This window comes from Chryseobacterium ginsengisoli (genome assembly GCF_039542325.1).
GTDB classification, from domain to species: Bacteria; Bacteroidota; Bacteroidia; order Flavobacteriales; family Weeksellaceae; genus Chryseobacterium; species Chryseobacterium ginsengisoli.
Genome location: NZ_BAABHX010000004.1, coordinates 323,530 through 338,323, shown reverse-complemented (window position 1 = coordinate 338,323; position 14,794 = coordinate 323,530). Strand labels below are relative to the sequence as shown.

Annotated in this window: 12 protein-coding genes; 6 read left to right on the top strand and 6 right to left on the bottom strand. The window is 32.0% G+C overall.

The window, feature by feature from the left end:
- The first annotated feature begins 26 nt into the window (after positions 1 to 26).
- The 4 genes from ABD940_RS14875 to ABD940_RS14860 all read left to right on the top strand — a co-directional run bounded on the left by ABD940_RS14875 (position 27) and on the right by ABD940_RS14860 (position 4,919).
- Entirely contained in the window at positions 27 to 992 is a 966-nt protein-coding gene (locus tag ABD940_RS14875; RefSeq protein ID WP_345205491.1) for a tetratricopeptide repeat protein, read from the top strand.
- Between the two features lies 1 nt (position 993).
- Positions 994 to 1,575: an LOG family protein gene (locus tag ABD940_RS14870; protein WP_345205489.1), complete on the top strand. Its 582-nt coding sequence runs from the start codon at positions 994 to 996 to the stop codon at positions 1,573 to 1,575.
- Positions 1,576 to 1,620: 45 nt separating this feature from the next.
- Entirely contained in the window at positions 1,621 to 3,774 is a 2,154-nt protein-coding gene (locus tag ABD940_RS14865; RefSeq protein ID WP_345205486.1) for a prolyl oligopeptidase family serine peptidase, read from the top strand.
- A 143-nt stretch (positions 3,775 to 3,917) separates the two neighbouring features.
- A complete protein-coding gene (locus ABD940_RS14860) occupies positions 3,918 to 4,919 on the top strand; it encodes a GTP pyrophosphokinase (protein ID WP_345205483.1) in 1,002 nt (333 codons plus the stop codon).
- 58 nt (positions 4,920 to 4,977) lie between these two features.
- Here ABD940_RS14860 and ABD940_RS14855 read toward each other — a convergent pair whose 3' ends face one another.
- On the bottom strand, positions 4,978 to 5,307 hold the full coding sequence (locus ABD940_RS14855) for a 2Fe-2S iron-sulfur cluster-binding family protein (RefSeq protein WP_345205481.1): 330 nt from the start codon (positions 5,305 to 5,307) through the stop codon (positions 4,978 to 4,980).
- 12 nt (positions 5,308 to 5,319) lie between these two features.
- Entirely contained in the window at positions 5,320 to 6,375 is a 1,056-nt protein-coding gene (locus tag ABD940_RS14850) for an NAD(P)/FAD-dependent oxidoreductase (RefSeq protein WP_345205478.1), read from the bottom strand.
- Positions 6,376 to 6,531: 156 nt separating this feature from the next.
- Here ABD940_RS14850 and ABD940_RS14845 point away from each other — a divergent pair, with 156 nt between their 5' ends.
- Both ABD940_RS14845 and ABD940_RS14840 read left to right on the top strand, forming a co-directional pair.
- Positions 6,532 to 7,302, top strand: a complete 771-nt coding sequence (locus ABD940_RS14845; protein ID WP_345205475.1) for a DUF3108 domain-containing protein — start codon at positions 6,532 to 6,534, stop codon at positions 7,300 to 7,302.
- Positions 7,303 to 7,423: 121 nt separating this feature from the next.
- Entirely contained in the window at positions 7,424 to 9,853 is a 2,430-nt protein-coding gene (locus tag ABD940_RS14840; RefSeq protein WP_345205473.1) for a DUF5916 domain-containing protein, read from the top strand.
- 677 nt (positions 9,854 to 10,530) lie between these two features.
- On the opposite strand, the gene ABD940_RS14835 is transcribed toward ABD940_RS14840, so the two are convergent.
- The 4 genes from ABD940_RS14835 to ABD940_RS14820 all read right to left on the bottom strand — a co-directional run bounded on the left by ABD940_RS14835 (position 10,531) and on the right by ABD940_RS14820 (position 14,789).
- Complete coding sequence (locus tag ABD940_RS14835) at positions 10,531 to 11,172, bottom strand: response regulator (RefSeq protein WP_345205471.1); 642 nt, start codon at positions 11,170 to 11,172, stop codon at positions 10,531 to 10,533.
- Entirely contained in the window at positions 11,169 to 12,734 is a 1,566-nt protein-coding gene (locus ABD940_RS14830) for a sensor histidine kinase (protein WP_345205467.1), read from the bottom strand. The genes ABD940_RS14835 and ABD940_RS14830 overlap by 4 nt, the downstream gene beginning before the upstream one ends.
- A 252-nt stretch (positions 12,735 to 12,986) precedes the next feature.
- Positions 12,987 to 13,997 (bottom strand): phenylalanine--tRNA ligase subunit alpha, encoded by a 1,011-nt coding sequence (gene pheS, locus ABD940_RS14825; protein WP_345205464.1) that lies wholly within the window; start codon positions 13,995 to 13,997, stop codon positions 12,987 to 12,989.
- Positions 13,998 to 14,129: 132 nt separating this feature from the next.
- Positions 14,130 to 14,789 (bottom strand): YceI family protein, encoded by a 660-nt coding sequence (locus tag ABD940_RS14820; RefSeq protein WP_345205462.1) that lies wholly within the window; start codon positions 14,787 to 14,789, stop codon positions 14,130 to 14,132.
- Positions 14,790 to 14,794: the final 5 nt, after the last annotated feature.

The window sequence follows — 14,794 nt, the reverse complement described above, 5'->3', positions numbered from 1 at the left end:
ATTTGTTTTTAAATAAAACTAATTGCATGAAAAAACTATTATTGATCATTTTATTTATTTGTTACATCAAAAATTATTCACAATCACAACAATTAAAAGGCGAATGGATTTTAGATAAAATTGTAAAATCCGATGGAGAAAACTTAGAAATAAATAATTCAAAATATTCAATGGAAATTTTCTATAAAATCAACCCGAATGAATTATCTATTAATGAAATTAAATTTAAAGCGAAATTTTATCTTGATAAAATCAGCCTTGAAAACCGTAAATTTAAATATTGGTTTGAAGAAAAATATCTTCTTCTCCAAGAAGATAATGAAGTGTCTTTATTATTGAAAGCCGAAGATTTTATAAAAAAATATCCAGAATTCAAACCAAAAATTGAGATTAGGAATAATGACAGCCTATTAATTGCCAATAAAATAATTCACCCAATATTTAATAATGAAAAAACTTTTGACGATTTTATAATTCCATTGATGACACAGGAAGCATCAAAAGATATGGATGATTTATATTTTAAAATACAATATATTCTAACAAAAGATAATAAAATAACTAATATTGAAATACTTGATAAACGTACTCCACAATATGATACACAATTTATTCAGGCATTAAAAAAAGGAGAAAAATATTTTGAAAATCCTTATGGAATGAATATGCTTGTGACAAAAGAAATCCATTTTTTAAAGTTTTATCAGGATTTAAATGATAAGTCAGAAAAAGAACTGTATAATATTATTCATGAAGGTTCACAGTATTATGACAATAATAATTTCGACAAAGCAATTGAAAAATTCAATAAACTTAACGAATTAAAAATTAAAGAAAACCGTTTTACGATAAGACTTCATGAAGGATATACTAAATTAGCTATATCATATCTTGCTGTTGGTAAAAATGATGAAGCTTGCATTAATTTCAGAAAAGCGGGTGACTTAACTAATTTTGAAGTTAGAAATTATTTAATAAATTTTTGTAAATAATATGAAAAGCATCACAGTATTTTGCGGATCAAGCTTTGGTTCGGACGATATTTATAAAGAACAGGCTACTTTACTTGGTCAAACATTAGCAAAACAAAATATTCAATTAGTTTATGGCGGTGCAATCACTGGTTTGATGGGCGCTGTCGCAGACGGAGCTTTAAACGCAGATGGAAGAGTTGTAGGAGTTCTTCCCCACTTTTTACAATCTAAAGAAATTGCTCACAAACAATTGACGGAATTGATTTTGGTTGAAACCATGCACGAAAGAAAAACCAAAATGAATGAACTTTGCGACGGCGTGATCGTTCTTCCAGGAGGTTACGGAACGTTGGAAGAGTTTTTCGAGATGATAACTTGGGCACAACTCGGACTTCACAAAAAACCAATCGCTGTTTTGAATATTGACGGATTTTATGATGATTTAATCAAACTTGTTCAAACAATGGTTGATAAAGGGTTTTTGAAACAAATCAATAGAGATATGTTGTTGATCAATGATGACATTAATGATTTATTAGAGATGATGAAAAATTATGAAGCTCCGACGGTTGGAAAATGGATTTCAAAAGACGAAGTTTAGTACATTTGTAATATCAAAATTTATCACACACAAAAGAAATACATAATGAAAAATATTTTTTTGACAGCAGGATTATTTTTAAGTCAAATAATTCTTGCGCAGTACACTTATCCTACAACTCCTGAAAAAGTGGTTGTTGACGATTATTTCGGAACAAAAATCACAGACAATTATCGATGGATGGAAGATCTTACCAATCCCGAAGTACAGTCTTGGTTTAAAAATCAATCTGATTACAGTAACAGTATCATCAGTAAAATTCCTCATCGGGAAGATCTTTTCAACAGGATGAAGGAAGTTCAAAAAATGAATGGAGATACTTTTGGAAGTGTTTTAGAAAGGCAAAATGTATATTTTTATACAAAAACGAAAAAAGACGAAAACCTTTCAAAGCTTTATTCGAGAGATCTTTCTACAGGAAAAGAAACATTAATTTTTGATCCTGAATCGCTTGGCAAAAATACTCAGATCACAAACTTTAATATTGATTCAAAAGCTAAAAAAATTGCTATTTTATTATCAAAATCAGGTGGCGAGATTTGTGATCTTAAAATTTTTGATCTTACAACAAAGAAATTTCTGAATGATGAAATTGGTCCTATCTGGAGTGAATTTGCTTTTGATTTTACGCCGGATGACAAATCGATCATTTATACCAAAATGAGTACGGCAGATCCGAACAGCAATATGCTTTTAAAAGATATGAAAGCAATGCTTCACGTAATCGGAACTGATCCAAAAACGGATAAAATACTAGCTTCAAGAGAAGAATATCCGGAATTGAATGCTTTAACTGAACAATTTACAGATATTTCTTTCTCTGACGATTATCAATACATGGTTTTGAGATTAAGTTCTGTAAAGTCGGAAAGCCCGATCTTTGTAGCACCTTATTCAGAATTAAAAAATAAAAAAATCAATTGGAGACAAATCATTAAACCTTCAGATGATATTACTGATATTTGTATTTCTGGAGATAAACTTTTCTTATTGACTCATAAAGATGCCCCGAATTATAAAATCACGCTTACAAGTCTTTTAAAGCCAGATTTTAAGAATGCAAAAACAGTCGTTCCTGAAAGTAAAGATGCTGTGATTATTGCCATTCACAACTCTAAAAATTATATTTATTATTCTTTAGGAAACGGAATCACGAGAGATAAATATCAGATAAATCTCAATACATTAGCTACAAAAAAAATAGACCTCCCTACAGGTGTAAATACTTCATTATCATTAAATCGACATGAAAATGACAACATCTATTGTGATAATGTAAACTGGCTGACTCCACTTACAAATTATGAATACAATCCTGAAAAAGGCGTTGCTGTAAAAAGTAAATATCTTAATTCTGAAACAAATTTTCCGGATTACAATAAACTTTATACCGTAAAAGAAATCGAAGTAAAAAGCCACGACGGAGTAATGGTTCCACTTTCTATTATTTACCCTAAAAATATGAAAATGGACGGTAAAAATCCTGCTTATATAACAGGTTATGGTGGTTACGGATTTTCTTATGAACCACGTTTTTCAACCAGACTTTCCGTGTTGCTTGAGCAAGGAGTTGTAATTGCAATTGCGCACGTAAGAGGTGGCGGAGAAAAGGGCGAAAACTGGCACAAAGCGGGAATGAAAGCCACAAAGCCCAATACGTGGAAAGATTTTATTGCATGTGCAGAATATTTAGTAAATCAAAAATATACTTCCTCATCAAAATTAATTGGAAACGGAGTAAGTGCAGGAGGAATTCTTATCGGAAGAGCCCTTACCGAAAGACCTGATCTATTTGCCGTTGCTATTGCCGAAGTTGGTATGACCAATGCATTACGTTCCGAAACTACAGCAAACGGACCAAATCAAATTCCTGAAGTTGGAAGTATTAAAAATGAGGAAGATGCCAAACATTTAATGGAAATGGACGCTCAAAGTAAAGTAAAAAAAGGCGTAAAATATCCTGCAGTCATTATAAGAACAGGAATGAACGACTCAAGAATTGTTCCTTGGGAACCTGGAAAATTTGCTGCAACATTACAAAAAAATTCAGCTTCCGGAAAACCTGTTTTACTGTACGTAAATTACGAAAACGGGCATTTCACAAGTGACATGGATGTTGTTTTTAATGAATATGCAGATATTTATTCGTTTGCATTGTGGCAAGTAGGTGATCCGAAGTTTCAGCCTGTGAAGAATTAAAATAAAACTTTTCAATGATTTTAAGGTTCTTTTTGAAAAATTTTAATTTAAAATATATAGCGGGCTTTTCAATATTCCAGATTTATCAATAATAATTATGTTACTATTAAAAACTTTGTACATTTAAATAATAGCTAATCGGTATGATAAATGACGACCTAAATAAAATTCTGGCAGAATATGAGGAAAAATCCTCCCTGTATTCTTCTTTTAGTTTTAAAGTTGAAAAAGTATTAAAAAAATTATGTAGAAATTTTTCAATACATCAGATTACAAGCCGGGTAAAAACAAAAGAGAGCCTTGCCCAGAAAGTAATAAAAAAAAATAAATACATTCATCTCGATGATATTACAGATATTTTAGGGCTAAGAATTATCACTTATTTCGAAGATGATATTTCAAAAATAGAAGAAATTCTCAATAGAGAATTCAAAATTGACTGGATAAATTCTACAGATAAAGGAAATATTGAAATTGATAAGTTTGGGTACAGAAGTGTTCATTATATTTTACAATTGAGTGATAACAGAGCTCAATCTTCAGAGTTTGCAGAATATAAGGATATTAAATTTGAAATTCAGATCAGAAGCATCCTTCAGCATTCGTGGGCAGAAATAGAACACGATTTAGGTTACAAATCTTTCATCGAAATTCCCCAGAAAGCAAAGCGAACATTTTATAGAGTTGCCGCTTTATTGGAACAGGCAGATATTGAATTTACCAAATTAAAAAAAGAAATTCATTATTTTGAAAATTCAATCAGCAAAAATTCGAGAGATAAGAAAAAGCTTATAGAAATCAATGAATCTACCATTATTGCTTTTGTAAAAAAGAGTCAGCTTTTGCGGGAAATTGAAAATGAAATAAAAAAAGCACTGAAACTTCCTGAAATCCCTAAGTTCGACTCAACCTATATTTCTTTAAATAACCTCTCTGCAAAACTGAAAGATCTACAAATATTTAATCTGACACAGCTTGAAGAAAATCTCAGAAATCATAAAATAGAAATTATTGCCCGACAAATAGATTACCTGAAATCTTTAAACAAAAATTTACATCATAATAAAATTAAAATCTCTTTGATACAAGGTGCTCCGATAATTTGGTTAATAAATTATCTGGAAAATAAAAATATAAGTCTATAAACAGAAAACTCCCAAAGAAAAATCTTCGGGAGTTTTTTATAATTTAAAATTAAATTTTCTAAGGATAAGGAGCAATTTCCACTTCAAGACCTTCCATTGCCATTGCCATGTGCAATTGGCAACCCAATCTGCTGTTCTCTTTTACATGGAAAGCTTCGCCTAACATAGCATCTTCTTCATCTCCCATCGGCTCAAGTCCGGGATCGTTGATCACGTAAACCTGACAAGAAGCGCACATCGCCATTCCTCCGCAAACTCCAATTGTTCCCTCTTCTGCCAATTCATACGAACGAATAATTTCCATTAAATTCATGGACATATCCGTTGGCGCGACAACATCGTGGACTATACCTTCCCTATCGGTGATTTTTATATTAATATCTGACATAATTTTGCAAAATTAGTCAATTTTTTTCACAACTGCTTTTTCAGCTTCTTTTCTACTTCCGTCGAATCCATCTACACCACTTACTGTTGTATACTTTAATACGAATTTTTTACCCGGATTTAATCTGTTATAAACACTTTGACACATCAAAGTTGCTTCGTGGAAACCGCAAAGAATCAACTTCAGTTTTCCAGGATAAGTATTGATATCTCCGATTGCGTAAATTCCGTCGATATTAGTTTGATAATCAAGAGCGTTATTTACAACGATTGCATTTTTTTCGATATTTAATCCCCATTGAGCAATTTCACCCAATTTTGGAGTTAATCCAAATAATGGAATAAAATAATCCGTTTCAATATCGTAAGGATCCTGTCCGTCAACTGCAACAGTAATTGCTTCAACTTTTCCGTCACCTTTAATTGCTGTAACTTCAGCTGGAGTAATTAATTTAATTTTCCCTTGATTCTTTAAATCCTGAACTTTTTCTACGGAATCCAAAGCTCCACGGAATTCGTTTCTTCTGTGGATCAAAGTTACTTCACTTGCCACATTCGACAAGAAAACGCTCCAGTCCAGCGCAGAATCTCCACCTCCGGCGATTACTACTTTTTTATCTCTGAAATGTTCAGGTTCTTTTACGAAATATTCAAGACCTTTTTCTTCATAATCTGCAACGTTATCCATTGTAGGTTTTCTTGGTTCAAAAGTTCCCAATCCTCCTGCAATAGCAATTGCTTTACATCTGTGAAAAGTTCCTTTGTTAGTAACAACTTCAAACCATTCATCATCAACTTTCGTATAAGAAACGGCTGTCTCTCCTAAAGTGAATCCTGGTTGGAATTGCTTGATCTGTTCCATTAAATTATCCACCAATTCACCTGCATTTACAGATGGATAACCCGGAATATCGAAAATAGGTTTTTTAGGATAAAGCTCAGCCAATTGTCCTCCCGGTTGAGGAAGTGCGTCAATAATGTGGCACTTCATTTTTAATAAACCTGCTTCAAAAACAGCAAAAAGTCCAGTCGGGCCGGCTCCTATGATCAATATATCGGTCGTTATCATAATTATAAGATAATTTAATTATACTTGTGGCTGCAAATTTACTAATTTTAATGCGAAGCATATTTAATTCATTCTAAATAAAAAACTGAGATTTATCAAATATCCTGAAAATCTTATCGTTTTTTAATTTGGCAGTGTTTTTGTAAAATTTTATTTATGAAGAAAATTTTTAATTTTTTATCCCTATTTGTATTCTTTTTAGGTTTTGGCCAAATAGATAATATTGCAGACGGAGAATCTATTACGTTAAGAATTCACTATGGATTTTTAAATGCCGGAACTGCCAATCTTACGGCTCAGAAAACAAATTACAGAGGAATTCCCCATCTTCATGTAAGAGGCACCGGACAAACAACCGGAGCTGTAAGAGCTTTTTTTAAGGTTGAAGATTTTTATGAAAGCTATATCAATATGCAGACAGAACTTCCAAGTTTCTACGTGAGAAATGTAAAAGAAGGAAGCTACCGTCAACATTTTGAAACAACTTTTAATCATGATAATAACACATTAGTTTTAACTGATAAAAAAACTCCGGCAAACGGATCAAAAGTAATAAAATCAGTGAAAGGAGTTCAGGATATGCTTTCATGCTTTTATTATTTAAGAAGTAAAAGCCCGGCTGAATTAAAAACAGGAACAATTATTAATATGAATGTCTGGATCGATGATGAAATGTTTCCTTTTCAGCTAAAAGTGGTGGGAACAGAAACTCTTGATACAAAATTCGGGGAGATCAATTGTCTTAAAATAATTCCATCTGTAAAAAGCGGCAGAGTTTTTAAAGAAAAAGAAGGTGTAACGATGTGGGTTTCCAATGATGCCAATCATATTCCAATTTTATTGAAAGCCGAATTGGCGGTAGGTTCTTTGAAGGCAAGTATTGACGGATATAAAAACATAAAATATCCTTTAAAATTCACAAATTAAGCAAATCATTAATCTTTTATCATAACGAATGTCTGTAAAATTTACAGACATTTTTTTATTTCCATGTAATAGATCTTAAATCTTGGTTGTCTTCTTTTTATAAACATTAAGACCTAAGACTATGAAAACTCAACTGCTGATCATTTGCCTCATATTATGCTCAGTTTTTACATACGCTCAGAAAAAAGAGGATGAAAATATTGTGAGAAAAAAAATAGTAATTACAAAGACCTCATCATCTCCAAAAATCGATGGAATTCTGGATGATTCAGTATGGCAAAACGCGCCAATTGCAACTGGATTCATTGAAAGAAGCCCAAATAATGGAAAACCTCAAGCCGATTCTATAAAAACTGAGGTCAGAATTTTGTATGATGATACAGGAATTTATTTTGGAGCACAAATGTATGATCCTACTCCTAATAAAATTGCAAAAGAATTAACAGAAAGAGACGGCGTCGGTAATGACGATTTTTTCGGAGTTGCTTTGAATGGTTATAATGATAAACAGCAAAGTTTAGAATTTATGGTAACCGCAGCGGGCGTTCAATTTGATGCAAAATTAACGACAGATGGCGAGGATGATACATGGAATTCAATTTGGTACAGTGGTGCGAAAATCAATGAAAAAGGCTGGTCTGTAGAAATGAAAATTCCTTATTCCGAATTGAGATTTCCAAAAAGCAATGTTCAGGAATGGGGAATGAATATGTTCCGAAGAATCCAGAGAATTAAAGCTTCTTATGACTGGAATTTTGTGGATAATGCCAAAAATTCTTATACTTTATTCGATGGAGTTTTGCAGGGAATTGAAAATATAAATCCTCCTACCCGACTATCTTTTACCCCTTATATTTCGACTTATGTCAATAGTTTTGACGGAAAAACAACTTCTAATTTTAACGGAGGAATGGATATCAAATATGGAATTAATGATGCTTTTACCTTTGATATGACTTTGATTCCGGATTTCGGACAGGCGAATTTTGATAATTCAATTTTAAACCTGACTCCATTTGAACAGCAATTTTCTGAGCAACGAACATTCTTTACCGAAGGAACCGAATTGTTCAGTAAAGGAGGAATGTTTTACTCCAGAAGAGTCGGCGGAGAACCTTCAAGGTATCCTACAACCAGCGAAAACGAAGAAGTTACAGAATATCCTGCGAAAGTAAAATTATTTAATGCTTTTAAAATTTCAGGAAGAACAAAAAAGGGTCTTGGAATCGGGTTTTTCAATGGAGTAACACAGAAAATGGAAGCTACGATTTTAAACCATGAAACCGGAGAAGTCAGAAAAGAAGTTGTAGAACCCTGGACAAATTACAACGTCTTGGTTTTTGATCAAAGATTTAATGGAAATTCTTCTGTTTCATTAATCAATACCAATGTTACGAGAAATGGAGATTTCCGCGATGCCAATGCAACGGGAATTCTTTGGGATATCAACAATAAAAAGAATACATACAAAACTTTCGGAAGCTTAAAAGGAAGCTGGGTAATGGATGGCGAAACGAAATTCGGGACAAAAGGTGAACTTGGTGTCGAAAAAATTGCCGGAAAACATCGTTTTAATATTAACGGAAATATGACAACGAAAGATTGGGACATTAATGATGTAGGGTTTTCAACAAGAACCAATTTTGGAAATTATAATGCTTGGTACGGATACAGAATTTTGCAGCCGACAAAGACTCTCAACAATATGTATCTGAATTTTAATATTAATTATTTTCACAGATTAGAGCCGTTTATTTTCCAGAATATTATTTTTAACAACAATAACAGTTTTACGGATAAAAATTTCAGGGTTTTCGGTGGCGGAATTGAATTTTCTCCTCTTACTCAAAACGATATTTATGAACCGAGAACATTTGGAAGACACCTTAAAGTTCCGGGATATTTTGATTCGTGGATCTGGTTTGAAAGTGACAGCCGAAAAAAACTGCAATATAATTTTGAGTTCGATTATTATGCTTTTGATGAAAAAGGAAGAAATCAGATTATTACTAATTTCGGACTGCGTTATAGATTTTCAGATAAATTCAATGTTCATTGGACCTTTAACCCAAGCTTCAGTAACAATGAAACAGGTTTTGCAGGGAAAGATAATAATGATATTTTCATTGGAAGAAGACAGAGAAACACTTACGAAAATGCTTTAACCTCAAAATACACATTTAATGAAAAAATTGCTTTATCATTAACTTTTCGACATTATTTTTCTGATGTTACCTATAAACAGTTTTACACTTTAAATCAGGATGGAAGTTTGGCAGAAACCAATCTTTTTGATAAAAATTTAAATGGAACTTATAATGCATGGAATGTCGATTTAAGATTTTCATGGTGGTTTGCTCCGGGAAGTCAACTGACTTTATTGTACAGAAATGCGACATCAAATTATCTTGAATTTTCAAGGCTGAATGTGACAAAAAATTACGATATGCTCTTCAGTGAGCCCACAGTGAATAATTTTTCTTTAAAACTCACATACTTTTTAGATTACAACAGAGTAAAACATTGGACGAAGAAAAAAGCTAAAGGTTAATCAAGATTTGTTGAATCTCTTTCATACAAACTTTTCAAAACAACCCTAAATAAATTTTCAATGGAATCTAGTTTTTAATTACGTTTTGTTTCTTAGGTCAGTAATTAAAAACGTCAAGCCTCCGAAATTTCGGAGGCTTGATTTCATTGTGTGTGTTTTTTTAGGCTGCTTCTTACCTTTGCTACCCTTTTTAAGTATCCATCACAGAGCTTTTCAGCTCTGCAATAATGATACTAGTATCATTTGTGCTTTACGATCTTTGATTCTGAGTTGGTTTCATCATTTGTGTTTTCAGAACCAAAGACCATTTTTAAATTATTGGTTAAATAATTGTTTATTATTACTGATACAAAAATACCAACATCCTGATAAATAATTATGATAAATCATGTAGATATATATCGACAAGCACATAGATGTTTGTCTACAAACTCGGCTACTATTTTAAATAAAATCGTCAGATAAATTCATGTAACATCATAATAAAAAAACAACTTCTGAAAATCTCGGAAGTTGTTCTGTTTCATCTGTGCTTACGTCGTAAGTTTGAATTCTTTTTGATCTCTTGTGTTTTAATTTTTTTCCTTACAATGTTATTGCAAAGATAAAAACAAACCAGTATTCATTTATATTAAACCCAGTAGATATATATCGGTTACCTTGTAGAAATTTATCTATTAATGATCTTTAATTAATTCAATAAGTTCTACAATATTTTCAATTTTAAGTTTATCAAATATTCTCTTTTTTATTGTACTTACCGTGTTTTGTTTTACATCCAGTCTGTTTGCAATTTCAAGATTACCCAAACCTTCCGCGTACATTTCTGCAATCTGCCGTTCTCTTTCTGTTAAAGAAAATAAAGGATTTATCAGATTACGATTATGTAAGGAATTCATTAATAAAATCTGCGTTGCCGGTGAAATATATTCACCATGGCTCAACATTTTAAGAATAGCTTGTTTTACTTCTTCTTCTTCACTCAGCTTGCTTAGAAAACCGTTTGCTCCTGCATTAATAAATTTAAGAGCGTGTACATTTTCATCTATTCCCGTGAAGATCAAAACTTTAGTTTCCGGTCTTATCTTTTTGATTTCAGGTATGATCGAAAGGCTGTTTCCATCAGGAAAATGGGCATCAATAATAGCTACATCTATTGCATGTGTTTTTATGAATTCTACCGTCTGCTGCAAATTAGAGGCATGAAAAACTTCATAATCAATATCAATATCTTCAAGAAGAAAAACAATTCCCTGTCTTATCAGACTATGATCATCTGCAAGTAGAAAAATGGTAGATTTATTATCTAACTGATTCATTTATTAATATTTAAATTAACCGAAAAAGTTACTGTTGTTCCTTTTCCAACTTCACTTTCCACCGAAATATTTCCTGAGTATAATTCTACAATTTCCTTACACAAACTCAGTCCCAAACCTGCACCAAGATTTTCTACATCTTCCGATAATACTCCCTGATAATAAGGTTCAAATATTTTTTCAAGATCAGATTTTGAAATTCCTGCACCGGTGTCGCTTATTTTTGTAATTAAAGAAATTGTATTTTCGTTTATACTTTCAGTTTCAGTATTAGCGGTAATTTGTCCGTTTTCTGTAAACTTATTTGCATTTCCAAGAATATTCATGAAAATCTGGTTAATTTTCTTGTTATCAGAAAACACGACAAGATTCGGATCTATATTTTCATGAATGACAAACTTGTTATTTCTCGTTTCGATATAAGGTTCAATGGAAGTTAATATCGAAGTAATTTCATTTTTAAGATTAAAAACAACCGGAATCAATTTATTTTCAACAGCCTGATTTTTAGTATATTCTAAAATCTGATTTGCCTGCATCAATAAAGTATCATTCGTAAAGCTTATGGATTTCAGATATTCTTTAATTTGTTTATCCTCCGTTTTCTTATTAATTCTGTTAATAAAAAGACCGATAATTTTCAATGGCGACCTCAATTCATGGCTCAACATTCCCAAAATTCTGTTTTTAAAATTCAGATTTTCTTTGATCTGATTATTCGCCGCATTTAGTTTTCTTTCGTAAATAAACGCAATTCTGGTCATGAACATAATTAATATTGAAACAATGAACATTAAAATCATCGCCCCGAAAATTAAATTCTTTCTTACCCTATTGCTTTCAGAATTCTGCTTATTATATTCTTTTTCAAGATCAGATTTAGAATCTTTGATGGCAACTTCATAAATATTCATTAAACCATTACTGTAAACCAAAAGGTTGCCGAACATTTTATAAATTTTATCTTCATTATCTTTTTTCTTTGTAGCGTTGCCCGAAGTATTTATCTGTATTTTTTTAATTTCTCTGTAATAATGATTATTGACTAATTTCATGATACTGTCAAAATCCGACTTTATCAATGAAGAAATTGGCTTTTTACCTTGTTTTACAGTAACTACGGTACTGTCTTTACGTACACTTTCTTTTCCCGAAATCGCATCTCCCAAACGTCCGAATAATCCTTTTTTCTTTATAGTATCTGTAAAGGTTTTGGTTTCAACATCAAACTTATCAAAATTATAATCCGGAATATATTTTTCCAGTTTAGGCATATCATAATTTGGCTTAAACTGAGGCTGCGTAGAAAAATGATAAGTAGAATCAATTAAAACCTTTAATTTTTTAATTTCTGATGTATCTTTTTTCTGTGACGATAAAATGTTTTTTAATCTTGGGTATTTGTATCTGTAATTATTGATGCTGTCTAAATTCTCACCAAGTTTATTCAAAGACTGAAAATAAGAATCCAGATATTTTTCATCTTTATTCATTACATAATTCTGAAAATATCCCTGAGCATTCAAAAGTTCTTTTCTGGAATTGTCCGTAAAGTTTTCCAACGAATGAACATCTTTAAGTTGTTTCTCAATAAAGGTTAAATTTTTCCTATTAATGTACTCATTATAGAAAAATCCTACTATAAGTAACTGTATTAATAGAATACATATAATTAAAGAATAGTGAATTATCTTCCTTGATTTAAAATTCAATAATTTTTTAAACATTTTTGCGTAAGTTATAGGATAAAATTAATAAAAAAATCCTGTAAATTGAATTTTTACAGGATTTGAATTTATTTAAGTTTAAATTAATTATAAAGTTTTAAACTGTTCTAATGTTCTGATATCATTTTCGAAAAACATTCTGATGTCGCTCATTTGATAAAGAAGCATTACAATTCTTTCAATTCCCATTCCGAAAGCATATCCCGAATATTTTTCCGAATCGATGTCTACATTCTTTAGAACTGCAGGATCTACCATTCCACAACCCATAATTTCCAGCCAGCCCGTTCCTTTTGTGATTCTATAATCTGTTTCAGAATTCAGTCCCCAATAAACATCAATTTCTGCACTTGGCTCCGTAAAAGGAAAATATGATGGTCTTAATCTGATTTTCGACTTTCCGAAAAGTTCCGTTGTAAAGAACTGAATCGTTTGCTTCAAATCTGCGAAGCTTACGTTTTCATCAATGTACAAACCTTCAATTTGGTGGAAAATACAGTGTGAACGCGAAGAAACCGCTTCATTTCTGAACACTCTTCCAGGAGATAAAATCCTGATCGGCGGCTGATTTTCTTCCATATAGCGAATCTGTACCGAAGAAGTATGCGTTCTCAAAAGAATATCCGGGTTTTGTTCAATGAAGAAAGTATCCTGCATATCTCTTGCGGGGTGATATTCCGGAAGGTTCAATGCGGTAAAATTATGCCAGTCATCCTCGATTTCCGGTCCGTCTGCAACAGCAAAACCAATCGATTTGAAAATCTCGATGATTCTGTTTTTCACCAAATTAATTGGATGTCTGGAACCCAAATCCAAGGGAAAAGCAGGTCTTGTAAGATCTTCTTTTTCAAGTATAATAGAAGATGCGGAAGAATTTTTCAAATCCTCCAATTTTACGTTGACAGCATTCTTCAGAGTGTTGATCTTCTGTCCGAAATCTTTCTTCTGGTCGTTTGGAACTTCTTTAAATTTTTCAAAAAAATCATTCAGAATTCCTTTCTTACCATTATACTTGATTCGGAAGTTTTCGATCTCCTCCTTAGATGTAGTATTGAAGCTGTTTACCTCAACCAGTAATTCTTCTATCTTTTCTATCATTGTTTTACCCTTTCAAAATGTTTTGCAAAAATACGGTTTTTCAGTTAAATAATTTTCTTAAAAATGTTAAAAAAATCTGCCTCTTTTTTCGGGAGGCAGACTTCAATCACTTATTTCACTTAAATAAAAAAATTATTTTTTTTCTAAAGCTTTTACATTAATCTGAAGAGTCACCTCATCTTTTATCACCCCGTTTGCGGCAGGAGCCTGAAACTTCACACCAAACTCTTCTCTTTTAATATCTTTTGGCTCTGTAGCAATATTTACCAGACCTTCTTTCACAGAAACATTAGCTTTGAACTGGACAGGTTTTGTAATTCCCTTAATCGTTAAATTACCATCCAAAAGCGTATTGTAATCACCTTCTGCAGATGGAGTAACTTTTGTCACTTCAAAAGAAGCTGTTGGAAATTTTTCCACTTCGAAGAAATCTCCGCTTTTCAGATGTCCGTTTAGTTTTTTCAAATTTTCTGCGTCGTTCTGTAGATCTTCAGAAGTAAGAGAGGTCATATCTGCAACGAATTTTCCGCTTTCCAGTTTTCCGTCTTTTACAGTAACGTCACCGCTTTCAAATTTAATGGTTCCGAAATGACTTGTATTTTCAGATTTAAAAATTTTATAACCCTTCCACTCTACTCTGCTGTTCAGAGTATCAACCGTATATTGAGCTCCATCTTTAGTTGTTGCCATTTCATTACTCTCGCTGGAAAGAGGCTTGTCTTTTTTACAAGAAACCACTGTAGATATCGCGAAAAATGCGGGAATAACTAACGAAAACAGCTTTCTTTTCATAATTT

Bases quoted from the DNA above. Each gene is read 5' to 3' on its own strand.
- ABD940_RS14875 (WP_345205491.1), top strand. From the start codon at position 27: ATGAAAAAACTATTATTGATCATTTTATTTATTTGTTACATCAAAAAT.
- ABD940_RS14870 (WP_345205489.1), top strand. From the start codon at position 994: ATGAAAAGCATCACAGTATTTTGCGGATCAAGCTTTGGTTCGGACGAT.
- ABD940_RS14865 (WP_345205486.1), top strand. From the start codon at position 1,621: ATGAAAAATATTTTTTTGACAGCAGGATTATTTTTAAGTCAAATAATT.
- ABD940_RS14860 (WP_345205483.1), top strand. From the start codon at position 3,918: ATGATAAATGACGACCTAAATAAAATTCTGGCAGAATATGAGGAAAAA.
- ABD940_RS14855 (WP_345205481.1), bottom strand. From the start codon at position 5,307: ATGTCAGATATTAATATAAAAATCACCGATAGGGAAGGTATAGTCCAC.
- ABD940_RS14850 (WP_345205478.1), bottom strand. From the start codon at position 6,375: ATGATAACGACCGATATATTGATCATAGGAGCCGGCCCGACTGGACTT.
- ABD940_RS14845 (WP_345205475.1), top strand. From the start codon at position 6,532: ATGAAGAAAATTTTTAATTTTTTATCCCTATTTGTATTCTTTTTAGGT.
- ABD940_RS14840 (WP_345205473.1), top strand. From the start codon at position 7,424: ATGAAAACTCAACTGCTGATCATTTGCCTCATATTATGCTCAGTTTTT.
- ABD940_RS14835 (WP_345205471.1), bottom strand. From the start codon at position 11,172: ATGAATCAGTTAGATAATAAATCTACCATTTTTCTACTTGCAGATGAT.
- pheS (WP_345205464.1), bottom strand. From the start codon at position 13,997: ATGATAGAAAAGATAGAAGAATTACTGGTTGAGGTAAACAGCTTCAAT.
- ABD940_RS14820 (WP_345205462.1), bottom strand. From the start codon at position 14,789: ATGAAAAGAAAGCTGTTTTCGTTAGTTATTCCCGCATTTTTCGCGATA.